This window comes from Pedococcus sp. P2_E4, from assembly GCF_056403935.1.
The window spans coordinates 44,047-66,951 of sequence record NZ_JBFUEO010000021.1 but is presented as its reverse complement, the minus strand read 5'-3'; the positions used below and the strand labels follow the sequence as shown (position 1 = coordinate 66,951).

Here is a 22,905-nt window from a genome sequence, read left to right as displayed (position 1 = left end):
GGCCGTAGCCGACGAGCACCACGTCGGCGGTGCGTGCGGCCAGCACGGCGGTCAGCCGTCCCGCCAGGGCAGCGATCGTGTCGTGGTCGGGTCGTTCGGCGGCGACGGACGGAGGAGCCGGCAGCCGGACGAACCACTGCCCCGTCGTCGACTCGGCCATCGCCGTGGGGGTCACCGCGGTCGCGTCGATCGCCTGGGCACCCGGCACGCCGGTGAGCCAGTCCGCCCCGCAACCGACGTGCACGACGGTGTCTGCGGGGACCCCGATGCCGTCCAGGACATAGCTGCCGGTCCGCCCGTGGGCGACCAGCTCGGCATACGACAGGCCGGTCAGGACGCTCGTGGTCACGCCGGTTGGTGCCACCGCGCCGACGACGCCGTCGGTGTCCTTCCAGCGGGTGACGAGGGAGTCGATGCCCTCGCCGAGCCGGGTCCGGCCCACGAGCAGGTCGGCCAGGTCCGGCGCACTCGCGCCGGCGGCGCGCAGCGTCTCGGCGACCGCCCGCCCGTCGGGCACCGCGTAGCCCTGCAGCAGCTCGGCATACCCGGGACCACCGGGGCCGGCCGTCGAGACGGCGGGGCAGCCGGGGACGGTCCACACGGCCAGGCCGGGCGCGCGGCGCTCGCCGGCGATCGGGCACCGATAGGGATCGGCCGGGCGGCCGCCCCCAAGGGGCGTTGCGAGCGCTCCGCCGCTGAGCAGCTGAGCGACCGGTCCGAGGGCGGTCCGGATGTTTGCGCAGTCGAGAGCGAGGTCGAGCAACCAGCTCTCGAGGGCGGTGCCGGGGTCGTCGATCAGCGCGCCCAGGCGCAGGTGCGCACCCGTCCCGCGCCAGCCGACGAGGTCCAGGAGCGTGCCGAGGACATCGGACCGAGCCGTGCCGAGCAGGGCGGTGACCAGGCCCTCGACCTCGTCCCAGTCGGGCGTGAACGTCACCACTCCCGCGGGCGAGATCTGCGGCAGCGGTATGCCGTGCACGCGCTGCACGAGGGTGCGTGGGTCGGTGTACGTGACGGTGAGCCCGTTGCCCAGGACCTGGGCGGCCAGCCCCGCGGTCGGGGCCCACGTCGCCGCGACGCCGATGCCCGTGAAGGCGATCCTGGCGATCTCGAGGTCGAGGGTCATCGGGTCGGTGCCGACGGGGCGGAGCTGGACCGTGGCGCTCGCGCCACTGGCCAGGGACACGTGCCCGGCAGTGAGCTCGACCCGCAGGAGGACCACGTCGGCGCCGACCGCCACCTCGAGGTCGGTGAGCACGGGCAGGGCCGCGTCGGCGCCGAGCGCGAGGACGAGGGTGTCGGTGCCGTGGGTCGTGTCGGTCTCTCGCCAGGCCCGCAGGCCGACGCCGGTGGCGACGTCGAGCCGCCACGGGTCGCCCGCGTCGCCGGTCTGGGTCGGCACCTGGACGGCTCCGGTGAGGAGCTCGGCGAGCCGTCCCAGGACGTCGGCCATCGCGTTCGGCGTCTGCAGGACGTCGAGCCAGTAGTTCCTGATCGCAGCCAGCGGGTCGGCGATGAGCGCCGAGGCCGTGATGGCGGTGACGTTGGCCGGTGCCGCGATGCCGAGCAGCCGTTCGACGGCGTCCTCGGCCCCTCCCAGTGCCGCGAGGGCTGCGGTGAGCGCCGAGGTGACGACGGAGTCGACGGCGGCTACGGCTGCCTGGGGCGAGGAGAGGTCGAGCAGGTCGTGGTGGATGCCACCGGGGAGGTCGACCCCGTGGAGGGTCAGGGTGAAGGCCGGCTGGCGCGCCGAGTCCAGCCCGATGCCGACCCGCAGACCCGCGACGGCGGTCGCCCCGGTCAGCAGCGGTGTGCCGCTGTGGGCCTGCGACCCGAAGACCGCCTCGGCCCGCAGCCCCGGGACGGCGGTGACCGACCCGGTGCCGGTGTCGGCCCGCAGGAGGTCGACGGTCGCCGTCAGGTCCGCGGTCCCCGGCGCCGGCGACCAGCGCACGTCGAGCCAGGGCACGAGCGTCGGGTGCCCGCCCGTGCCGGGCGTGACCCGCAACCCGAGTCGGAGGGTGGCGGGACCGATGGCGAAGCCCACGGAGTTGGACGCGGCATCGGGAGTGCCGCCGACGAGGCGGGCGAGCTCGGCCAGCCACGCGTCGAGGGTGGGGTCGTCCTCGAGGATCGACTCGACCCACTCGACGAGCGCGGGCAGGCCCCGGGTCGTCAGGTCGGCGATCGGCAGGGGTGGCACGCCCACGGTGGGACCGCGCAGGCCGAACATCCCGGCCAGGCCCATGACGTGCCGGAACACCGGGTCGGCGGGGTTGAGTGCGTCGATCTGCTGGCGCACCATGCCGACGACGAACTCGAGGATGTCGGGGCCGAGCGTGGTCAGCGAGTCGAGGTCGAGGGTGCGGCTCTGGGGGGCCGTCGCGCCGGGCAACTGGAGGTCGACGAGCGAGAGCGAGAAGCCGACGGTGTCGGTGTCGGTGGTCGGGATGGCGAGGTGGACGCTGGCGCCCCCGAGGTAGGCCTCGCCCGGGATCGGCGGCGTGTCCGCGAAGTCGGCCTCGACGCCGATGGAGATCCGGCCGCCGGGACGACCGAGGAGGAGCCAGCGGGGGAGGGTGGCGTCGGTGGGGCGGCTGTCGGTCTGGCCGCTGCGGGGGACGTGGAAGATCGGGACGTGGATCGTCGTCTTGACCGTCGGTGCGGTGGCCCCTGCCCGGTGCTCGACGGCGACGCCCACCCGCACCGCGCCCTGCACGGGTTCCACGACGGCATACACGGTGATCGCCGGGGACGACTCGCTGAACAGGGGGATCCACTTCTGCTCACCCTCGCGGTGCAGCTCCGGCGGCCCGAGCGCCTCGTCGACGAACGCGATCAGGGCGTCGCGCTGCCCCGTGTCGGCGAGGATCGTCGTCAACCCGTGGGTGTTGCCCGACGTGCCCATCGGGTCGCCGAACCACGCACTGTTGGCTCCTGACCCGTCGGTGATCCCCAGGGCTTGAGCGAGCGACCCGAAGGCGCCCATCCCGTCCTGGGTCAGAGTCATCGCTCAGCGCCGCAATCCGGAGAGGTCGTTGCGTGCCATCGGCTGCAGCACCAAGGTCTGGGACCCGGCGGCTATCGACCCCGGGATGAGGGGCAGCCCGGCAGCGTCCTTGCCGAGCTCCGCGCACATCCTGCGAGCCAGCTCCAGGATCGCCTCCCACGCGAAGGCGGTCAGGGCGGTGGTCCAGCGTCCCGTGACGACCTCGGGGCCGTCGAGCCGGCTGAGGCTGGACATCACCAGACCGGTCGGCGCCTCGGGGGTTCCCACGCCGAAGGGCACGGTGATCACGGCCGGCTCCGGGAGCTGGTCGCAGCCCACCTTGACGGAGACCCGGATGACGCCGGGGATGCAGGTGAGCGAGACGGTCCCGATGTCGACCCAGAGCTCGCTGCCGTCCTGCTCCCACACCACGATGGGGGAGGAGTCGGTCGGGACGTCCGCGACGAAGCGGATGACGCTGCGCAGCAGGCGGGTCGCCTCGGCCGCCTTGAGGGTCACGCCCTTACGGGGGACCGCTCCCGGCTTCAGGCGATCGGCACCGCGGATCGCCTTGAGGACGGACGCGTCATGGAGGACAGCACCCAACCCCGTCGCCCTACCGGCTCCACCAGCCATTCGGTGACCTTTGCCATACCCGCGGAAGCGGGGATCCACTCCCTCGTGCAGTAGAGCAGCGCCGCCGCGCGTGTCGCCACCGGCCGAACGGATGACCTCCCCGGGGCTTCGCCGTGCGGGAACGCAACTTTGGGATTACCATGCCCTGCTTGGTTTTTCGCATCGTCAGGTCTCTGGGCAAACATCCTCCGAAACGCGGAAATTGACGCGACATCCGGGGTCTGGATCCGGAGAATCTTCAGGTGGTCCTCGAAGCCGTCGTCCGTCATGCCCGACCCCCGTCACCCCTGGCGGGGCGGCTGTCCGCGCAGTCGCTGCTGTTCGCGCTCGGCGAGGGCACCTTCATGACCGGCTCGGCGGTGTTCTTCACCCAGATCGTCGGGCTGTCCGCCGCCCAGGTCGGACTCGGCCTGACCATCGCGGGGGTGGCTGCGTTCCTTGCCGCACTGCCGATGGGCAAGCTCGTCGACCGCTTCGGGCCGAAGAAGATGTGGGCCGTCAGCGCGACCGGCCAGGCAGCGATGTTCGCGCTGTGGCCGCTCATCACCGGCTTCCAGGGTTACGTCACGATGGCCGTCGGCATGGAGGTCATCGGTGCGCTCGGTGGCGCGGCGTATGGCGCGTACACGATCGACGTGCTCCCGCCCGACGAGCGCGTGAAGTCGCGCGCGTACATGTACTCCGCCCTCAACGTCGGCTTCACGCTCGGCTCGATGCTGGGCGGCATCGCCCTGGCCTTCCACTCCAACGACGTCCTGCACGCGCTGCCGTGGTTCACAGCCCTGGCCTTCCTCGTCAACGCCCTCGCGATCAGCCGCCTCCCGAAGGCGCCGCACGACGAGCGCACCTCCGAGGAGCGGGCGGTCACGGTCCCCGGGCCCGGCCCGCTCCGCAACCCCGGCTGGCTCCTCACCGAGTTCTTCAGCGGCGTCTTCTGGACGAACCAGGTGCTGCTCAACGTCGTCATCCCGCTGTGGCTGGTCGAGAGGACCGACGCCCCCCGGGTGCTGCTGGCGTTCCTCTTCGGCACCAACACCGTGATGTGCATCTTCCTGCCGATGGTGACGTCGCGCGGGGTCAAGGACGTACCGACCGCGCTGCGGGCCGTCCGGCTCTCGTCGTCGTTCTTCGTCGTGTCCTGCCTCATCACGCTGGCGACCCACGACACCGTCGGCTGGGTGACGATCGCGCTGGTCTGGCTGGGTCACGTCACGGTGACGGGGGCTGAGCTCTACCTGTCGGCCGCCAGCTGGTCCTTCGAGGCGGAGCTCATGGACCCACGGCAGCGTGGCGCCTACCAGGGTGCCTCCGAGCTGAGCGGCACCCTCGGGCGGGTCTGGGCGCCTGCGCTATACACCTTCCTCGCGATGAACTGGGGTGCCTCCGGCTGGCTGGTCATCGCCGGGATCATCGTCGTCGCCACCGTCGGCATCCACCCCTCGACCCGCATGGCGCGGCGGTTCCTCGAGAAGCACGTCCCGGCCGACGTGCTCGCCGACGCCCGCGCCTCGGCCGCTGCCCCCTCCCCCGAGGAGGGCGGCCCCGCCGTGGGCCCACCCTCGCTCATCAGCACCGACGAGCCAGTCGCCGACCCGCACCTGCGCTGACAACCCGCCCGCGCTGACAACCCGCCCGCGCTGACGACCCGCCCGCGCTGACGACCCGCCCGCGCTGACGGCGCGCCGCGCGGACGGCGCGCCGCGGCGTCATACAGGGGTCCTTGGCCGCTCTCTACCTCTGGGCTCTCGTCGTGCACTGAGGGGCTGGCGTGCCCGCACTGGGGGCAGGTGGGCTGCCACTCGCGACCTCCCAGTGGCCACGTGCACCGACGAGCCGGGCGGGGGATGTTTTGCTGGGGAGCAGGCGCCACGAGGGGGCTGTGGGGACTCCGGCCCATCGGGACGAGCGCATCGACACGGTCGCCAACGGCGTGACGCTGGCGCGGACCGTCGCGGCTGCCGTGCTCGCACTGCTGTCCCTCGGCCAGGGGTCGTTGCGTCTGCTCATCGCGGCGTACCTCGTCTACTGGGTGGGCGACATGCTCGACGGCGCGGTGGCGAGGACACTCGGTCAGGAGACCCGGATCGGCGCCGTCCTCGACATCGCCAGCGACCGCACGTGCACCACGCTCTGCGGAGCGGCGTTCATCATGACGTCTCCGCAGGTGCTCCTGCCGATGGCCGTGTTCCTCGTCCAGTTCTGCGTGGTCGACACCATGCTGTCGCTGACCTTCCTGTACTTCCCGATCAAGAGCCCCAACGACTTCCATCAGGTCGACCGGACGCTCCATCGGTGGAACTGGTCGCCCGCGGCGAAGGCCCTCAACACCAGCGTCGTGGTCCTGTTGAGCGTGACCGGTATGCCGCTCGCGGCCACCGGGTGCGCCCTGGCGGTTCTGGTCGTGAAGGTCTGGAGTGTCCGGTATCTCGTCACGACCGTGCTGCCGTTGCGGCAGCAGCCGGTCGCGTGACCGCGGTCGGTGGGGGCGCGGTGACGTCGTGCCTGAGCTTCTTCGGTCTGGGGCTCGTCTCAGCGTTCCTGCCCTTCGTGAACGCGGAGGCGGCGGCGGTGGGTGCTGCCGCGAAGGAGAGCCAGGGCTGGTTCGTCCTCGTGGTCGTGCTGGCGCTGGGCCAGACGCTGGGGAAGGTGCTGATCTTCGTGGGGGTCCGCCGCGGAGGCCGCTGGACCTCTCGCTGGACCCACCGGCGCACGCCGGCTGCCGTCGACACGGTCGACCGCGACGCGGTCAGCGTCGAGCCGGGACGCTGGCGGCGGGCCTGGCGGTCGATGGTCGACGTCATGGTGGCGAGCATCGAACGGCCCGTCATCGGCCCGCTGGTCTTCTTCGCGAGCGCGCTCGTGGGCATCCCGCCGCTGCTCGGCGTGGCCGTCGTCGCAGGGGCCTCGAAGGCATCCCTCCCGGTGTTCACGACCGCGGTCGTCGTGGGCCGCGTCGGGCGGTTCAGCCTGATCGCGCTCCCGGTCGCGACCGCGCTCAACTCCTGACGTTTCTGCTGGTCAGGGCCCCGCCAGCAGGGTGGCGGGGTTGCGGCTCACCATGGGGGCCAAGGCGACACCTCGGGCGCGGAGGGCGTACCGTTGCCCTAATTTTGAGAGAGGGCAGAAGCACGTGTCTGAAGCGTTCGTCCACCGATCCACCGGTGCCCTGCTCGGGGGGCGGTACCGCCTCGTGGACGAGATCGGTCGCGGCTCCGTGGGGACCGTCTTTCGGGCCAGGGACGAGTTCCTCGGCCGCGAGGTCGCCGTCAAGGTCATCGAGCCCCAGGTGTTGGACCCGGAGGAGCTGCGCAGGGACGAGGACGAGGTCAAGCTCCTCGCTCGCCTCAACCACCACTGCCTCGTCACGCTCTTCGACGCGGGCTCGGACCTGTCGGACCCGCAGCGTCCCCGCATCTACCTCGTGATGGAGCTCATTGACGGGCCCGATCTGCGAGGCAGGTTGGCCGAGGCGGCCCTGCCCCCCGTTGATGTCGCACAGCTGGGGCATGACATGGCAAAAGCCCTCACCTACGTGCACCACCACGGTGTCGTCCACCGGGACGTCAAGCCGGCCAACATCATGCTGTTCGACTACGGCAACACCGCCACCCGGGTGCGTGCCAAGCTCACGGACTTCGGCATCGCCGTGCTGATGGAATCCCCCAGGACCGACGCCAACGGCGCGTTCGTCGGGACCGCGGCCTATGTCAGCCCGGAGCAGGCCAAGGGCGAACCGCTGGGACCGCCCAGTGACATCTACTCTCTCGGCTTGGTGTTGCTCGAGTGCCTGACCGGTGTGCGTGCCTTCCCCGGGGATCCGCTGCCCAGTGCCCTCGCGCGGCTGCTCCAGCGTCCCGACATCCCGGATGACCTGGACCCTCAGTGGACGTGGCTGCTGCGGGCCATGACGGCAACCGACCCGGCGGCGCGGCCATCGGCTCGCGAGGCGGCGTTGGCCCTCGGTGAGATCGCCATTGCAGAGAATGGCCGGCTGGCGGGCACCTCGTCGGCGTCCCTCACCGATGAGGTGGCCAGGATGGAGGCCGTCCGCCGCTACCAGATCCTCGATACGCCCGAGGATGGCGCTTTCGACCGCATCACCACGCTGGCCGCCCGACTCTTCTCCGTGCCGATCGCCATCGTGAGTGTCGTCGATGAGGACCGCATCTGGTTCAAGTCCCACTACGGCCTTGACATCGACCAGATCGACCGAGAGCCCGGCCTGTGCGCCTCGGCAGTTCGCCAGCGCGACCCCTGGATCATCGAGGATGCCCGGCTGGACCCGCGGGCCCTGTCCAACCCGTTGGTGGCGGGCGAGCTCGGGCTGCAGTTCTATGCAGGGATTCCGCTGCGCACCCGCGACGGCTACAACTTGGGCACGCTGTGCATCATCGACCGTGCCCCACGGACGCTTTCGGCAGAAGCCCTGGCGACCCTGGAGGACCTGGCTGCCATCGTCATGCACGACCTGGAGCAGAGGATGCAGAACCTGCAGTCCGCTTGATCGAGGCTGTGACGAAGGCCGGAGCGGCTGACGCCGTCCGGCCTTTCGTGTGGTCGGGGTGACAGGATTTGAACCTGCGACCTCTTCGTCCCGAACGAAGCGCGCTACCAAGCTGCGCCACACCCCGTGGCAATCGCCACCCCACGGACCTCCGAGGAGCAGCGACAGTGAAGGATAGCCCACCCGCCGCCACCGCTCCCAATCCGGTCTCTCGCCCACCCTCTGCTAGCAGGGCTTACCGAAATCCGGACAGGTTGCACGCTGTCTGGATTCACCTGACCCCTGCTAGCAGGGGTCAGGAAGAGCCCGGGGCCGCAACGAGGGTGAGCAGGGTGGCCTCGGGGCGGCAGGCGAACCGCACCGGCGCGTACGGCGACGTGCCCAGCCCGGCCGAGACGTGCAGCCAGGCAGCGTCGGCAGGCGGTTCGTACGGCGCGGAGGAGCCCCCGCGCAGGTGGACCTCGCCCCAGCGGTTCAGTCGCTGGTGCCACCCGAGCTGGCCGGCATACGCGGCGCCGGCACCCGGCCACCAGCGGGACAGGCCCTTCGCGCGGTCGGTGGGCAGGTCGCAGTTGGTGACCAGTGCGCCATACAGGGGCACGGCCAGCTGGCCCCCGTGGGTGTGCCCGGCGATGATCAGCCGGGCACCGTCCGCTGCCATCGGGTCGAGCACGCGCTGGTATGGCGCGTGCGTCACCCCGATCGTCAGGTCGGCTGCCGCGGACGCGGCACCCGCGACCGAGGCGTACCTGTCCTTCCCGATGTGCGCGTCCCCGGTGCCCACCACCTCCACCGGGCGGCCGGCGACGGGCAGCACCGTGCGCACGTTGTCGAGGTCGGTCCAGCCGCCGGCGAGCATCCCGCGGCGCAGGTCCTCGGTGGGGAGCCGGTGACGACCGGGTGGGGCCTGGGCATGGCGCCGGGTGAGGTAGCGGGCGGGGTTCTTGGGCGTCGGCCCGTAGTAGTCGTTGGAGCCCATCACGAACACCCCGGGAAAGGCGAAGAGCCGCTCCATGGCACGCAGCGCCCCGGGCACGGAGTCCGTCGAGGCCAGGTTGTCGCCCGTGTTCACGACGAGGTCGGGCGCCAGCCGCGCCAGCCGGCGCACCCACTCGATCTTGCGGGCCTGGGCGGGCATGAGGTGCAGGTCGGAAATCTGCAGGACCCGGACCGGCGCCGACCCCGCTGGCAGGAGCGGGACCGTGAACTCGCGCAGCGCGAAGGCGTTGCGTTCGACCAGTCCGGCATACGCGACGCCGGCAGCGCCGAGCGCCACGACACCACCGAGGGAGCTCACGAGTGCGTTCATCGCCGCCATCCTCGCAAACGCCGCGAACCCGTGCCGCGCCGGAATCCTGGTTGCGTCCCCCTGAGAGGATGTCGCCATGACCGAGCAGAGCCTCAAGGCCACCGTCCAGAGCGACCTCACGACCGCGATCCGCGAACGCGACGCCGTCCGCTCCGGCACGCTGCGCATGGCCCTGGCCGCCATCACCACCGAGGAGGTCGCGGGCAAGGAGGCGCGTGAGCTCACCGACGACGACGTGCTCAAGGTGCTCGCCAAGGAGGCCAAGAAGCGCAAGGAGGCCTCCGCCGCCTTCACCGACGCGGGCCGCCCGGAGCTCGCCGCCAAGGAGGAGGCCGAGCTGGTCGTCCTCGAGGCGTACCTGCCCGCCCAGCTGTCCGACGACGAGCTCGCCTCGATCGTGAAGGCGGCGGTGGAGCAGACCGGCGCGAGCGGCATGGCCGCGATGGGCCAGGTCATGAAGGCCGCCCAGCCCGTCGTCGCCGGTCGCGCGGACGGTGGGCGCGTGGCCGCCGCGGTCAGGGCCGCCCTGGGCACCAGCTGAGGTATGCCGCGGAGCCGGCTCCCCGCCCCCGCGGACCCGGCGACCCGCTGGCATCCAGGCGACCCGGCATACCCCCACGACGAAGGGCCCTCACCGCGGTGGCGAGGGCCCTTCGTCGGTGGGGCTAGCCCCTGCCCTTGGTCTTGGTCGGCTTCGGGACGGTGGGCGTCGGGTTGGGTGTGGGTTTGGTCTCCCTGGGCCTGGAGGCAGCCACACCGGTCGACAGGTACAGCCCGATCGTGCTGCCCCGGTTGGCCGTGCCCGAGGGGTCGGTGTAGACCACCCGGCCCCGGCCGATCCCGCTGTTGGTCGAGCCCGCCACCTGGGCCGAGAATCCGGCGCCCTTGAGGACGGCGGTGGCCTGCTCGACGGTCAGGCCGGCTACGGACGGCACGGCCACGCGGTCACCGTTGGTCACCTTGTCGCTGGCGCTCGAGAAGTTGCGCACGGCCATCCCCTCGGAGGCCTTGGTCATGATGTCCTTCCAGATGGGCGCTGCGATGTCACCACCGAACACGCCCTTGTACCAGGTGCCCGCGAGCGTGATGCCGTTCATGCCCTTCTGGCTCCACGGGCTGCCGACCCACACCGCGCTGGCGCGCTGGGGGGTGTAGCCGACGAACCACGACTCGACGTGGTTGTCGGTGGTGCCGGTCTTGCCCGCGGAGGGGCGGCCGAGCACCGCCCGGCTGCCGGTGCCGCCGGGCTTGAGGACGCCTGTGAGCAGCTCGGTGGCGCCCTTGGCGACGTCGGCGTCGATGACCTGCTCGCAGGCGGCCGGTCGCAGCTTGACCGGCTTGTTCTTGTCGTTGGTGATCGACAGGATCGGGTTGGGGGCGCAGTACTTGCCGTTGTTGGCGAGGACCGCGTACGAGCTGGCCAGCGTCATGGGGGTGACGTCACCGGTACCCAGCACCGCACTCGGCAGGCAGGGGAGCTTCTTGCCGTCGCCGCCGTGGACCTTCATCTTGTTCATGGTGTTCCAGACGTTCTTGGTGCCGACCTTGAAGGTCAGCGACGCGAACGCCGTGTTGATCGACTGGGCCGTCGCCTTGCGGAAGGGGATCGGCTTGCCACCGATGGGGAAGTCGTTGCGGACCTCCCACGGGGCCGACCCTCGGCAGCTGGGCCCCTGCTCCTCGAGGCTGTAGGTCGCGGCCCGCTTGGTGCTGGCGAACTTCGACGGCACGGTGCCCTCGACCGGGGTCCCGGTCTCGAGGGCCCGGACGATGGCGAACATCTTGGCCGTCGAGCCGAACTGGAAGCCGTTGGTGCCGCCGAACCTGGTGTCGACGTTCCAGTTGACCTGGGTGAAGCCGTAGGCGGTCTGGTCCTTCTGGCTCCTGGGGTACTGCGAGTTCTGGACCATCGAGACGACGCGACCGGTGCTCGGCTCGATGACCGTGGCCGCCGCGCCGACCATCCGCGAGATGCCGGCCTTGGTCTTGTCGTTCCTGGTGTCCTTGGGGAGAGCCTTGTTGTTGCTGGGCACCCGCTTGGTGAGGTCCTTGCGGGCCTGCTTCTGCAGCTTGGGGCTCAGGGTCGTCTGGATCGTCAGCCCGCCCTGGGTGATGTTCTTGACGCGCTCCGGGACGCTCTTGCCGAGGGCGTCGAGCCCGTGGTTGCCGGTGTCCTTGAGGTAGGCCATCACGTAGTTGCAGAAGTATGGCTCGTTGGACGCGGCGCAGTTGCTGAGCGGCTGCTTGACCTTGAGCATCTTCTTGACGGGGACCTTCTTCCAGGCGGCGAGGTCCTTGTCGGTGATGATGCCGAGCGAGTGCATGCGGTCGAGGACGACATCGCGCCTGGCCTGCGAGCGCTCCGGGTTGTGGATCGGGTCGGTCTTGCTCGGGTTCTGGACGAGCCCGGCGAGCAGGGCGGCCTGGCCGATGTTGAGCTTCTTGGCCGAGACGCTGAAGTAGTGCTGCGCGGCAGCCTCGACGCCGTACGCGAGGTCGCCGTAGTAGGCGAGGTTGAGGTAGCCACGCAGGATCTGGTCCTTGGTCATCTCCTTCTCGAGGGTGACCGCGTACTTGAGCTCACGCAGCTTGCGGGCCGGGCTGACCTCGACGGCGGCCCGGGCGGCCTCCTCGTCGTTGTTGCGCAGCGCGGTCTCCTGCAGGGTGAGCTTGACGTACTGCTGGGTGAGCGTGGACGCGCCCTGGGTGTCGTTGCCCTTGAGGTTGGAGATGAGCGCCCGGCTGATGCCTCGCGGGTCGACGCCGCCGTGCTCGTAGAACCGGCTGTCCTCGATCGCGATCTGCGCCTTCTGCATGATCGGCGCGATGTCCTTGAGGTCGACGATGATGCGGTTCTCGTCCTGGGGGGTCGCGATGACGTTGCCCTCTGCGTCGAGGATCCTCGACTGCTGCGACAGCGGTGTGCTCGTGAACTCGCTCGGCAGGTTGTCGAAGGCCTGGACCCCGGAGTTGGCCGCGGTGCCCGTGGCACCCACTGCGGGGATCAGCAGGCCGGCCGCCAGCAGGCCGATGACCATCGCTGTGGCGACGAAGGCCCCGAGCAGGCTGACGACGTTCCCGACGTTACTGACGCGTCCATGCATGCCCACAGGGTAACTGCCGAAGGTGTGATGCCCGGATTGTCGCGCTCGGCGTGCTCACCCGGGTCATCGGAGGGGGTCCGGGAAACGGGCTAGTCAGGGATGGCTCACCGTGACTAGTCCCTTTGGACACGCCAGAACTACACGAATGGGCCATGTGCGCTGGTGCCTCGGTTTCCTATCGTTTCCACACGTCGATACGGACATAAGACGCGGGGTTGAGCGTCTGAATCAGCAGTCACTGGAGGCACCATGACCATCGCGCCAGCTCGTCCCACCGGTGTGGGGACTCCGGCCACCTGGGTTGAGGACTGGGCGCCGTTGGGCTCGTGTGCCAAGGCCGACCCGGACGCGCTGTTCGTCCAGGGCGCCGCCCAGCAGACCGCCAAGGTCGTCTGCCAGCGCTGCCCCGTCATCGCGGAGTGCCTCGCCGACGCCCTCGACAACCGCACCGAGTTCGGTGTCTGGGGTGGCATGACCGAGCGCGAGCGCCGTGCGCTGCTCAAGCGCCGCCCGAACATCCCCAGCTGGGCAGCCTTGTTCGCCCACGCCCGTGGCGGCCAGGGCGCCGAGACCGCCTGACCCGCCCCCGCAGCAGCACCACACCGCATACCCCCGAGCACCACCCCCACCCCCCGGCCCTTGGCCCGAGACCACTCGGGCCAAGGGCTTTGTGGTGCTCCGGGGTTCAGCCGCCCGCGAGCGCGGCACCGACCGAGCGGAGCCCGGCGAGGTCGTGGATGTCCTCCGCGGCCGCCGGCACCTCCACCAGCGGTATGCCGGGGTGGCCGGCCGTGAACCGGCGCACCAGGGACTCCTGCCGCGCGGCGGTGTCCGCGAGGGTGGCGTGCAGCCGCAGCAGGCCCTGGGAGGTGGAGGCGGTGGGCGAGGTCGACGCGCCGTCGGCGAGCGCCTCGGCTGCGGCCACCGCCCTGGGCGCGCTGAGTGACGGCGCGGCGACGCGCTGGATGCGGTTGACGACCAGGCCGGCCAGCGGCATGTCCTCCTCGTCGAGGCGACCGGCGAAGAAGGACGCCTCACGCAGGGCGTCCCGCTCGGGCGCAGCGACGACGACGAACGCGGTCTCGGCGTCCTTGAGCAGGGCGTAGGTCTGGTCGGCCCGCTCGCGGAACCCACCGAACATCGTGTCGAGGGCGGCCACGAAGGTCTGCACGTCGCGAAGCACCTCACCGCCGAGCACCTTGGTGAGCGTCCCGGTGACGACGTTGACCCCGACGCTGAAGACCTTGAGGCTGGCCCGGCCGCCGGCCTTGGCGGGGGCGGCCAGCAGCCGGATGAACCGGCCGTCGAGGAACGACCCGAGCCGCTTGGGTGCGTCGAGGAAGTCCAGCGCCGAGCGCGAGGGCGGGGTGTCGACCACGACGAGGTCCCAGCGGTCGTCGCGGTCGGCCTCGGCCCGCAGCTGGCCGAGCTTCTCCATCGCCATGTACTCCTGCGTGCCGGCGAACGAGCTCGACACGGCCTGGTAGAAGGGGTTCGCGAGGATCTGGGCCGCCTTGTCGGGAGCCGCGTGCTGCTCGACCACCTCGTCGAACGTCCGCTTCATGTCGAGCATCATGGCGTCGAGCGAGCCCCCCGCCGTGGTGTCGATCCCTGCGACGGGACGCGGGGTGTTGTCGAGCTCGGTGAGGCCGAGCGACTGGGCCAGCCGGCGGGCGGGGTCGATGGTCAGGACGACCACGCGGCGACCCTGCTCGGCCGCCCAGACGCCCAGCGCCGCGGCTGTCGTGGTCTTGCCGACGCCACCGGCGCCGCAGCAGACGACGATCCGGGTGGCGTCGTCGGTGAGCAGCGACGCCAGGTCGAGCGCGGGGGCGGGCCGGTTCGCCGTGCCGGCCATCAGACCATCCCCTGGTCGGCAACTGCCTGGGAGAGCACCGTGATGCCCCCGGACTCGGTCCCGTCGGGCAGGTAGGGCAGGCGCACCATCCGCCGCCCCTCCTGCTCGAGGACGGCATCCTGCTCGCGCTCCAGGGCGATCCGGTCGGCGTGCTCGCGCCCGTCGGCGACCAGCCCCTTGACGACGGTGTCGGTCACGGTGACCCCGGCCGCCGCCAGGTCGGCCGACACGCCCTGGCGGAGCTTGACCGTCGCCCGGGCCCGGAGCGCCTTGACCGCCGCCGCGTCGAGCATCGGCTCGCGGACCTGGTTGACGACGACCGCGCCCACCGGCAGCGAGGTGGCCCGCAGGTCGGCCACGGCGTCGAGGGTCTCCTGGACGGGCATCTCCTCGAGCAGCGTGACCACGTGCACGGCCGTGGTGCGGCTGCGCAGCATGCGCGTGATCGAGTCGGCCTGGCTGCGGATCGGCCCGACCTTGGCCACGTCGGCCACCTCGGCGTTGACGTTGAGGAAGCGCACCACCCGGCCCGTGGGTGGCGCATCGAGGACCACGGCGTCGTAGGCGGGCAGGCCGGCCTTGCCGGTGCGCCGCCCGGCCGCCTCGTAGACCTTGCCGATGAGCAGGACGTCGCGGACACCGGGGGCGATCGTCGTCGCGAAGTCGACCGCGCCGAACCGGTCGAGGACCGTCATGGCCTTGCCGACCTTGTAGAACTTCTGGAGGTACTCGCGCAGCGACTCCTTCGCGTCGACCGAGATGGCCCACAGCTCGCCACCCGTGCGGTCGTGCACGATGCGCGTCTCGGCGTGACCGAGCGGCGGCACGTCGAACGTCTGCGAGATCCCTTGGCGTCCCTCGACCTCGGCGAGCAGGACCCGCTTGCCCTGACGGGTCAGCGCCAGCGCGAGCGCAGCCGCGACGGTGGTCTTGCCGGTGCCGCCCTTGCCGGTCACGACGTGCAGGCGCACGTGCGACAGGTCGGGCGGTGACTCGGACATGCGGCCAGCCTAGGAGGCGAGCAGGTCCACCGCAGCGAGGACCTCGGCGAAGGCCGGGTGCTCGGGGTCGATGAGGCCGTAGTGACCGCCCTCGACCACCGCGCGCAGGCGCACGTTCGGACCGTGGTGAGCCGCGGCATACCGCTCGCTCTGGTCGAAGGGCACGTCCTCGTCGCCGCGGGCGTGCACGAGGAGCACCGGTATGCCGGGTGGCAGCCGCGCGGGGTCGGCCGCGGCGTACGCCTCGGGGACCTGCTCGGGCGTGCCGCCCAGGAAGTCGCGGATGGCGGTGCCGCCGACCCCTGCCGCCGCACCGTGGGTGAGATCCAGGACCCCGGCGAGGCTGACGGCACCTCGCAGGCCATGGGCCCATGGCTGGGCCGCGGCCCAGCCCACGAGCTGACCGCCGGCAGAGTGGCCGACGAGGACGAGGGGGAGCGCGAACGCCGGGTCGCGGCGGATCGCGGTGACGGCGTCATGGATGTCCTCGGCGGTCCCGGGCCAGCCGCCGCCGGGCATGCCGGGACGCCGGTACTCGACCGCGGCGGTGGCGAAACCGGCGTCCGCGAAGGCGTGTGCCTGGCGTGAGGCGTGGCCGCGGTCGTAGTCGCGGCGCCAGAAGCCCCCGTGGACGATGACCACCGCGAGCTCACGGGTCACCCGGTCCGGGAGCCGGACGTCGTACACCTGGTCGGGGTCCTCGCCGTACGGGGTCGTGCGCGTCGGGGCCGGAGCCCGCTCGTCGAGCACCTGGATCGGGTCACGGGCCATGTGGTCATCCTGCCAGCGGTCGATAGGCTGCCGGCATGCGCAAGTTCGAGTACGCGACGGTGCCGCTCATCGTCCACGCCACCAAGCAGATCCTCGACCAGTGGGGTGAGGACGGCTGGGAGCTCGTGCAAGTCCTGACCGGCCCCGACGGCAACGGCCTGGTCGCCTACCTGAAACGAGAGAAGGCCTGATGTCCGCAGTCGAAGACCGCCTCGCCGAGCTCGGCCTCACCGTCCCCGAGGTCACCCCGCCCGTGGCGGCCTACGTGCCCGCCGTGCAGGACGGTCGCCGGATCTACACCTCGGGCCAGCTGCCGATGCAGTCCGGTGCGCTCGTCCAGACCGGCAAGGTCGGCGACGGCCACGGGCTGGTGCCGGCCGAGGACGCCAAGAAGCTCGCCGAGCTCTGCGCCCTCAACGCCATCGCCGCGGTCAAGGGCCTCATCGGTGACCTCGACAAGGTGACCCAGGTCGTCAAGGTCGTCGGCTTCGTGGCCTCCGACCCGTCCTTCACCGGGCAGCCGGGCGTCATCAACGGTGCGAGCGAGCTGCTCGGCAAGGCCTTCGGCGACGCCGGCATCCACGCCCGGTCTGCCGTCGGGGTCGCGGTCCTGCCGCTCGACGCCCCGGTCGAGGTCGAGATCGTCGTGGCGCTCGCCGACGAGTGACCCTGTCGCCGAGCCAGCCGTCAGCCGCCACCGGGAGGTCCCCGGCGTGATCCGCGACTTCCCCGTGGCGGACTCGCCGCAGCTGCGCGACCGCGCTGACGGCTGGCTCGCCGACCCCGGCCGGTCGCCGGCGCCCGAGCCGCGGCTCGCGGCCACGGTCATGTTCGTCCGCGACGGGTCGTCCGCCGTCGAGGTGTTCATGCTGCGCCGCGTGTCGACGATGGAGTTCGCCCCGTCGATGATGGTGTTCCCCGGCGGTGGCGTCGACCCGCGGGACGCCGACGGTGACCTGCCCTGGGCCGGGCCGACCCCCGACGAGTGGGCCCTGCGGCTCGAGGTCGACCAGTCCACGGCCCGCGAGCTCGTCGCTGCCGCCGTCCGCGAGGTGTTCGAGGAGAGTGGGGTCCTGCTGGCGGGGGCCACGCCCGACTCGGTGATCGACGACGTGAGCGGCGAGCACTGGCGCGAGCAGCGACGGCGGCTGCTGGCGCGGGAGGTCTCGCTGTCCGAGGTGCTCCAGGAGCACGGCCTGCTGCTCCGGTCGGACCTCCTCGGCTACCGCGCCCACTGGATCACCCCGGAGTTCGAGGTCCGCCGCTACGACACGAGGTTCTTCTGCGCCGCGGTGCCCGAGGGCCAGCGCGCTGACGACCAGACCACCGAGGCCGACCTGGCTGACTGGATGCGGCCGGACGCGCTGCTGCAGGCGTGGGCCGACGGCACTGCGCTGATGCTGCCGCCCACGGTCGTCTGCGTCGAGGAGGTCGCCGCCGCGTCGTCCGCCCGCGCGTTCATCGCCGAGCAGCCGCCGGTGTCGCCGGTGCAGCCTCGGCTCGTGCGCACCGAGGACGGCCTGGTCATGCGGGCCGAGCTGCCCCGGTGACACGCTGACGCCATGACCCCCGCCGTCCCTCCCACCCCGTCCGCCGCCTTCGGCGACTGGCACGGTGGTCAGGCCAGCGCCCGCGCCCTGTGCGTCCTGTGCCCGAACCCCAGTCCGATAACGCTGGACGGCACCAACACCTGGGTCCTGCTCGAGCCCGGCTCCACCGAGGCCGTCGTGATCGACCCCGGGCCGCTCGACGAGGGCCACCTGCGGGCCGTCGTCGCAGCTGTCGCCCAGCGTGGAGCGCGGGTCGCCCAGACGATCCTCACGCACGGCCACGCCGACCACGCCGAGGGAGCCGAGCGGTTCGCGGAGCTCACCGGCGCCCCGACCCGGGCCGTCGGGCGCGGGCACGACGACCTGGGCGACGGCGACGAGGTGCGCGTCGGCGGGCTCGAGCTGCGAGTGGTCGCCACCCCCGGCCACACCAGCGACTCGCTGTCGTTCGCCCTGCCCGCCGACCACGCCCTGCTCACGGGAGACACGATCCTCGGCCGCGGCACCACGGTGGTGGCGCACCCCGATGGCGAGCTCGCGGCATACCTCGACTCGTTGGAGCGCATCGCCGCGCTCACGGGCGGTGGGACGGTGTCCTCGATCCTGCCCGGCCATGGGCCCGTGGTGCCGGACGCGGCCGCGATGGTCGCGTTCTACCGCCTGCACCGCGCCGAACGGCTCGAGCAGGTGCGGCAGGCCCTGGCGGACGGGGCGTCAGAGGCGCCTGACGTGGTGCAGGCGGTCGTCGAGCGGGTGTATGCCGACGTGCCGCGCGAGGTGTGGCCAGCAGCCGCCCAGAGCGTGGCGGCCCAGCTCGACTACCTCAGCGCGCGCGGCGCTTGAGGCGCTCGACGTCCAGCAGCAGCACCGCGCGGGCCTCGAGGCGCAGCCAGCCACGGGTGGCGAAGTCGGCTAGCGCCTTGTTGACCGTCTCGCGCGAGGCGCCGACGAGCTGGGCCAGCTCCTCCTGGGTGAGGTCGTGGGCGACCATCACGCCCTCCTCGACCGGGCGCCCGAACCGTGCCGACAGGTCGAGCAGGGCCTTGGCGACGCGGCCGGGGACGTCCGTGAAGACGAGGTCGGCGAGGTTCTCGTTGGTGCGGCGCAGGCGCTGGGCGAGGGCCGACAGCAGGACCTTCGCGACGCCGGGCCGGCCCTCGAGCAGGGAGTTCAGGTCGTCGTTGCCGACGCCGAGCAGCTGGGTCTCGGCGACCGCCGTGGCGGTCATGGTGCGCGGACCCGGGTCGAAGAGGCTCAGCTCGCCGAACATCTCGCCCGGTCCGAGGATGGCGACGAGGTTCTCGCGGCCGTCGCTGCTGCGGCGCCCGAGCTTCACCTTGCCCTCACGGATGACGTACAGCCGGTCGCCCTGGTCGCCCTCGTGGAACAGCACGTCGCCACGCTCGAGCCGCGTCTGGGTCATCGTGGCCAACAGCGTCGCGGAGGCCTCGTCGTCGAGGGCAGCGAACAGCGGGGCCTTCTTCACCACGTCGTGATCCACGGGCGACAGTGTGCCACGTGCGATGTCACGGGCGCCCCGTAGTCTGGTTCGGTGTCGGCAGCCATCCGTGAGGAGTCCCCGGTCGCGCTCACCCGACGGGCGCGCCGCATGTACCGCCTGCTCCACGAGCGCTACCCCTACGCCCACGCCGAGCTCGACTTCCAGAGCCCGCTGCAGCTGCTCGTCGCGACGGTGCTGTCAGCCCAGACCACCGACGTGATGGTCAACAAGGTCACCCCCGAGCTGTTCGCGCGCTGGCCGGACGCTGCGGCCCTCGCCGGCGCCGACCGCGAGGAGATGGAGGCCGTCCTCAAGCCCACCGGCTTCTTCCGCGCCAAGACCAGCTCGGTGATCAACCTCGGCGCCGCCCTGGTCGAGCGCTACGGCGGCGAGGTGCCCCCGCGCATGAAGGACCTGGTGACCCTGCCGGGCGTGGGCCGCAAGACGGCCAACGTCGTCCTCGGCAACGCCTTCGACATCCCCGGCATCACGGTCGACACGCACTTCGGCCGGCTCGTGCGACGGTTCGGCTGGACCGCCGAGGAGGACCCGGTCAAGGTCGAGCAGGTCGTCGGCACGCTGATCCCCCGCAAGGACTGGACCATGCTCAGCCACGTCCTCATCTTCCACGGCCGGCGCACCTGCCACGCCAAGAAGCCCGCCTGCGGCGCGTGCCCCGTCGCGCGGCTCTGCCCGTCATACGGCATCGGCGAGACCGACCCGGCCAAGGCCGCGAAGCTGCTCAAGTTCGAGCTCGCTCCCAGCGCGGCCGACGCACCCTGGCCGTATGCCGTGGGGCCCGGACCGCTGTGACCTCACCCGTGGCTCGTCCCGCCTGGCTCGACCGCGCCCGCGCGGAGATCGAGGCGACCGACGAGGGCTACTTCGCCCAGTTCGCGCCGCCCCCCGAGGGCGGCCAGCGCTCGAGCGTGCTGATCCTCGTCGGTCCGCACGAGGGCGGCGGCGAGGACGTCGTCCTGACCGAGCGCGCGCACTCGCTGCGTTCGCAGCCGGGCGACATCTCCTTCCCGGGTGGCAAGCGCGAGCCCTTCGACGACTCCGACGCGGCGGCGGCGTTGCGTGAGGCGCAGGAGGAGGTGGGCATCGACCCGGCGTCCGTCGACGTCGTGGCCCAGCTGCCCGAGATCTACCTCAGCCCCCGCAAGTTCGTCGTGACGCCGGTCCTCGGCTGGTGGCGCGAACCCGGCACCGTCGACGACATCGACCCGCGCGAGGTGCACCGGGCCGTCCGGGCGCCCGTGGCCCACCTGCTCGACCCGGCCGGGCGTTTCACGGTGACGCACCCCAGCGGCTACCGCGGCCCGGGGTTCGAGGTCGACGGCCTCTTCGTGTGGGGCTTCACCGCCTCCCTGCTGTCGGCGGTGCTCGATTTCGGCGGGATGACCATCCCGTGGGACCGTGGAGTCGAACGTCCGTTGCCCGAGCGCTACCAGCCCGGTCGACGAGACGCCCTGACCCGGACTGCGACGGAAGGCCGAGCCTGATGTTCCTCGGACTCACCGTCCTCGACTACCTGCTGTTGCTGCTGCTGCTCAGCTATGGCGTGACCGGCTACCGCCAGGGGCTCGTCGTCAGCGCCCTGTCGCTCGCAGGGTTCCTCACCGGTGGCGCCATCGCGATGTGGTTGCTGCCGCAGGCGATCCACCAGTGGACCGAGTTCGAGTCGTCGCCGCTGCTGCGGTCGGTCGTGTTGATCGCGGGCGTGTTCATCCTGGCCTCGGTGGGTCAGGCCATCGCCGTGACGCTCGGTGGCAGGTTGCGCTCGCAGCTGCGGATCAAGCCGGCCCAGGCGTTCGACTCCGTGCTCGGCGCGATCGCCGTCGTCATCTCCGCGTCGGTGCTCGTGTGGTTCATCGCCGGGGCCCTGCGCGGCGGTGCCCCCGCCCCGATCGCCAAGGCCATCGGTGAGTCCCGGGTCCTGCGCACCATCGACACCGTCGTCCCGCCCGAGACGTCCAAGCTGTTCGCGGGCTTCCGTGAGGTGCTCGACCGTGAGGGCTTCCCTCGCGTGTTCGAAGGCCTCGAGGCCGAGCGGATCGCCCCGGTGGCGCCGCCGGACCAGAGCGTCGGACAGGGCCCCGGGGTGCTCCGGGCCGCGGGCTCCGTCATCAAGATCACCGGCGTCGCCGAGTCCTGCAACCGTGGCCAGGAGGGCAGCGGCTGGGTCGTCGCCCCCGACAAGGTCGTCACCAACGCCCACGTCGTGGCGGGCCTCAGGTCCGCCACCGTGCGCATCCACGGCACCGGCCGCTCCTACACGGGCCGGGTCGTCATCTTCGACCCCCGGCGCGACCTGGCCGTCCTCGACGTCCCGGGGCTGCCGGCCGAGGCCCTGCGTCAGGGGCCTGAGCTCAAGCGCGGCGACAGCGGCGTGGTGGCCGGCTTCCCCCTCGACGGGCCCTACCGACTCGACCCCGCCCGCGTGCGCGAGGTCGTCCAGGCCAAGGGCTCGGACATCTACGGCCAGCCGGGCACCAGCCGTGAGGTCTACTCCCTGTTCGCACAGGTGCAGCCCGGCAACTCCGGGGGTCCGCTGCTGAGCCCCGAGGGCCGCGTCGTCGGCGTCATCTTCGCCAAGTCGCTCGACGACACGAGGACGGGCTACGCGCTCACGCTCGACGAGGCCCGTCCCGTTCTCGACGCGGCCACGTCGGCGAGCTCGCCGGTCGACACCGGTCCCTGCGTCGCCGGCTGACGTCCGCGACGGTCAGGGCAGCGTGGCGAGCCAGTCCACGAGGTGCCGGGTGACGACGTCCGGCGCCTCCTCGGGCAGGAAGTGCCCCGCCCGTGGCACCAGGTGCCGCTCGAACCGCCCGGAGACGTATGCCGCCGAGCCGGCTGCCGTGCTCGGTAGCACCGCGCCGTCGTGCTCACCGTGCAGCTGGAGCACCGGGACGGTGATCGGGGACCGCATGCGCTGGGCGAACCGCCACCCGTCGGGGCGGACCTGGCTGCGGACCACCCACCGGTAGTACTCGGCCGCGCTGTGGGCGACGAACGGCAGGGCCATCGCGTCGGCATACAGGCTCGCCTCCTCCGGGGAGGGCCAGATGCCTTCGGGCGACGCCCACTCGCGCAGCAGGCGCTGGACGTAGCCTCCGTGCACCGTCATCTGCCGCTCGGGCACGAACGGTCGTTGCAGCCCGCCGAGGTAGGCGTTGGCCTTGAGCTGACGGGGGTCCGAGAACGACGCCTTGCGGAAGGCCAGCGGGTGCGGCATCGACAGCGAGGCGATGGCACGGGTTACGGTGGGCTGCAGGGTCGGCATGCTCCAGGCGATCCAGCCGCCCCAGCCGTGTCCGACGATCGCGGCGCGTGAGCTGCCCAGCGAGCGCAGAACCGAGGCGACGTCGGTGGCCGAGGTGCGGGTGTCGTAGCCACGAGGCGGCTTGTCGGAGGCGCCGTAGCCGCGCAGGTCGAGCGCGCAGGCGCGGTAGCCCGCCTCGGCCAGCGCCTCGAGCTGGTGCCGCCAGGCCCACCAGAACTGGGGGAACCCGTGCAGCAGCAGCACGACCGGGCCCTCGCCCATCTCGGCGACGTGGAAGCGGGCGCCGTTGGCGGCGACGAAGCGGTGCTCCCACGGACCCTCGATGAGGGCCATCGACGCGTCACCGCTCATCGGGATGGCGGGAGGTCGGCGGTGTCGGCCCGGTGGGTGCGC

The 22,905-nt window shown here is 71.7% G+C and carries 22 protein-coding genes and 1 tRNA gene; 13 read left to right on the top strand and 10 right to left on the bottom strand.

All coding sequences use genetic code 11. The features are described from left to right. Together AC1DV7_RS11600 and AC1DV7_RS11595 are read right to left on the bottom strand one after the other, a co-directional pair. Positions 1 to 3,010, bottom strand: a 3,010-nt coding sequence (locus AC1DV7_RS11600; protein ID WP_477597273.1) for a hypothetical protein, incomplete at its 3' end; no start/stop codon positions are given. A 3-nt stretch (positions 3,011 to 3,013) separates the two neighbouring features. Beyond that, positions 3,014 to 3,595, bottom strand: coding sequence for a hypothetical protein (locus AC1DV7_RS11595; protein ID WP_477597272.1), 582 nt, complete (start codon positions 3,593 to 3,595; stop codon positions 3,014 to 3,016). A gap of 272 nt (positions 3,596 to 3,867) precedes the next feature. Between AC1DV7_RS11595 and AC1DV7_RS11590 the strand changes: the two genes are divergently transcribed. The 4 genes from AC1DV7_RS11590 (at position 3,868) to AC1DV7_RS11575 (ending at position 8,129) form a co-directional block, all read left to right on the top strand. After that, positions 3,868 to 5,232, top strand: a complete 1,365-nt coding sequence (locus AC1DV7_RS11590; protein ID WP_477597271.1) for an MFS transporter — start codon at positions 3,868 to 3,870, stop codon at positions 5,230 to 5,232. A 272-nt stretch (positions 5,233 to 5,504) separates the two neighbouring features. Then, entirely contained in the window at positions 5,505 to 6,095 is a 591-nt protein-coding gene (locus tag AC1DV7_RS11585) for a CDP-alcohol phosphatidyltransferase family protein (protein WP_477597270.1), read from the top strand. Further along, the gene (locus AC1DV7_RS11580) at positions 6,092 to 6,631 is read left to right on the top strand and encodes a hypothetical protein (protein WP_477597269.1); all 540 of its coding nucleotides are present in this window, start codon (positions 6,092 to 6,094) and stop codon (positions 6,629 to 6,631) included. The genes AC1DV7_RS11585 and AC1DV7_RS11580 overlap by 4 nt, the downstream gene beginning before the upstream one ends. Before the next feature lie 124 nt (positions 6,632 to 6,755). Next, entirely contained in the window at positions 6,756 to 8,129 is a 1,374-nt protein-coding gene (locus AC1DV7_RS11575) for a protein kinase domain-containing protein (protein ID WP_477597268.1), read from the top strand. Positions 8,130 to 8,179: 50 nt separating this feature from the next. On the opposite strand, the gene AC1DV7_RS11570 is transcribed toward AC1DV7_RS11575, so the two are convergent. After that, positions 8,180 to 8,256 (bottom strand) — tRNA-Pro (locus tag AC1DV7_RS11570). Between the two features lie 168 nt (positions 8,257 to 8,424). Then, the gene (locus AC1DV7_RS11565) at positions 8,425 to 9,438 is read right to left on the bottom strand and encodes a metallophosphoesterase (protein ID WP_477597267.1); all 1,014 of its coding nucleotides are present in this window, start codon (positions 9,436 to 9,438) and stop codon (positions 8,425 to 8,427) included. 76 nt (positions 9,439 to 9,514) lie between these two features. Between AC1DV7_RS11565 and AC1DV7_RS11560 the strand changes: the two genes are divergently transcribed. Further along, a complete protein-coding gene (locus AC1DV7_RS11560) occupies positions 9,515 to 9,979 on the top strand; it encodes a GatB/YqeY domain-containing protein (RefSeq protein ID WP_477597266.1) in 465 nt (154 codons plus the stop codon). Between the two features lie 124 nt (positions 9,980 to 10,103). Here the strand turns inward: AC1DV7_RS11560 and AC1DV7_RS11555 are convergent, their stop codons facing one another. Beyond that, positions 10,104 to 12,542: a transglycosylase domain-containing protein gene (locus AC1DV7_RS11555; protein ID WP_477597265.1), complete on the bottom strand. Its 2,439-nt coding sequence runs from the start codon at positions 12,540 to 12,542 to the stop codon at positions 10,104 to 10,106. 249 nt (positions 12,543 to 12,791) lie between these two features. On the opposite strand from AC1DV7_RS11555, the gene AC1DV7_RS11550 reads away from it, so the two are divergent. Continuing rightward, on the top strand, positions 12,792 to 13,121 hold the full coding sequence (locus AC1DV7_RS11550) for a WhiB family transcriptional regulator (RefSeq protein WP_477597264.1): 330 nt from the start codon (positions 12,792 to 12,794) through the stop codon (positions 13,119 to 13,121). Between the two features lie 106 nt (positions 13,122 to 13,227). On the opposite strand, the gene bagB is transcribed toward AC1DV7_RS11550, so the two are convergent. Genes bagB through AC1DV7_RS11535 form a run of 3 tightly spaced genes read right to left on the bottom strand, consistent with a single transcriptional unit; the run spans position 13,228 to position 16,172 of the window. Continuing rightward, positions 13,228 to 14,400: an ATPase BagB gene (gene bagB / locus AC1DV7_RS11545; RefSeq protein WP_477597263.1), complete on the bottom strand. Its 1,173-nt coding sequence runs from the start codon at positions 14,398 to 14,400 to the stop codon at positions 13,228 to 13,230. Beyond that, positions 14,400 to 15,401, bottom strand: coding sequence for an ATPase BagA (bagA, locus tag AC1DV7_RS11540; RefSeq protein WP_477597262.1), 1,002 nt, complete (start codon positions 15,399 to 15,401; stop codon positions 14,400 to 14,402). The genes bagB and bagA overlap by 1 nt, the downstream gene beginning before the upstream one ends. A gap of 9 nt (positions 15,402 to 15,410) precedes the next feature. Further along, positions 15,411 to 16,172, bottom strand: a complete 762-nt coding sequence (locus tag AC1DV7_RS11535; protein ID WP_477597261.1) for an alpha/beta hydrolase family protein — start codon at positions 16,170 to 16,172, stop codon at positions 15,411 to 15,413. A gap of 35 nt (positions 16,173 to 16,207) precedes the next feature. Between AC1DV7_RS11535 and AC1DV7_RS11530 the strand changes: the two genes are divergently transcribed. From AC1DV7_RS11530 to AC1DV7_RS11515, 4 genes are read left to right on the top strand one after another with little or no spacing between them, the layout of a single operon-like run. Beyond that, positions 16,208 to 16,363: a DUF4177 domain-containing protein gene (locus AC1DV7_RS11530; RefSeq protein ID WP_477597260.1), complete on the top strand. Its 156-nt coding sequence runs from the start codon at positions 16,208 to 16,210 to the stop codon at positions 16,361 to 16,363. Continuing rightward, positions 16,363 to 16,839: a RidA family protein gene (locus AC1DV7_RS11525; protein ID WP_477597259.1), complete on the top strand. Its 477-nt coding sequence runs from the start codon at positions 16,363 to 16,365 to the stop codon at positions 16,837 to 16,839. Before AC1DV7_RS11530 ends, AC1DV7_RS11525 begins: the two co-directional genes overlap by 1 nt. Positions 16,840 to 16,885: 46 nt before the next feature. Further along, positions 16,886 to 17,722, top strand: a complete 837-nt coding sequence (locus AC1DV7_RS11520) for an NUDIX hydrolase (protein WP_477597258.1) — start codon at positions 16,886 to 16,888, stop codon at positions 17,720 to 17,722. A 12-nt stretch (positions 17,723 to 17,734) separates the two neighbouring features. Continuing rightward, on the top strand, positions 17,735 to 18,565 hold the full coding sequence (locus tag AC1DV7_RS11515; protein WP_477597257.1) for an MBL fold metallo-hydrolase: 831 nt from the start codon (positions 17,735 to 17,737) through the stop codon (positions 18,563 to 18,565). Here AC1DV7_RS11515 and AC1DV7_RS11510 read toward each other — a convergent pair. Continuing rightward, positions 18,546 to 19,223 carry a Crp/Fnr family transcriptional regulator gene (locus AC1DV7_RS11510; protein WP_477597256.1) on the bottom strand — a complete coding sequence of 226 codons (678 nt, stop codon included), beginning with the start codon at positions 19,221 to 19,223 and terminating at the stop codon, positions 18,546 to 18,548. The genes AC1DV7_RS11515 and AC1DV7_RS11510 overlap by 20 nt on opposite strands. A 108-nt stretch (positions 19,224 to 19,331) precedes the next feature. On the opposite strand from AC1DV7_RS11510, the gene nth reads away from it, so the two are divergent. Genes nth through AC1DV7_RS11495 form a run of 3 tightly spaced genes read left to right on the top strand, consistent with a single transcriptional unit; the run spans position 19,332 to position 21,939 of the window. Continuing rightward, positions 19,332 to 20,036, top strand: coding sequence for an endonuclease III (nth, locus tag AC1DV7_RS11505; protein ID WP_477597278.1), 705 nt, complete (start codon positions 19,332 to 19,334; stop codon positions 20,034 to 20,036). Between the two features lie 8 nt (positions 20,037 to 20,044). Then, on the top strand, positions 20,045 to 20,728 hold the full coding sequence (locus AC1DV7_RS11500) for an NUDIX hydrolase (protein WP_477597255.1): 684 nt from the start codon (positions 20,045 to 20,047) through the stop codon (positions 20,726 to 20,728). After that, a complete protein-coding gene (locus AC1DV7_RS11495) occupies positions 20,728 to 21,939 on the top strand; it encodes a MarP family serine protease (RefSeq protein WP_477597254.1) in 1,212 nt (403 codons plus the stop codon). Before AC1DV7_RS11500 ends, AC1DV7_RS11495 begins: the two co-directional genes overlap by 1 nt. 12 nt (positions 21,940 to 21,951) lie before the next feature. On the opposite strand, the gene AC1DV7_RS11490 is transcribed toward AC1DV7_RS11495, so the two are convergent. Further along, positions 21,952 to 22,863 carry an alpha/beta fold hydrolase gene (locus AC1DV7_RS11490; RefSeq protein WP_477597253.1) on the bottom strand — a complete coding sequence of 304 codons (912 nt, stop codon included), beginning with the start codon at positions 22,861 to 22,863 and terminating at the stop codon, positions 21,952 to 21,954. Positions 22,864 to 22,905: the final 42 nt, after the last annotated feature.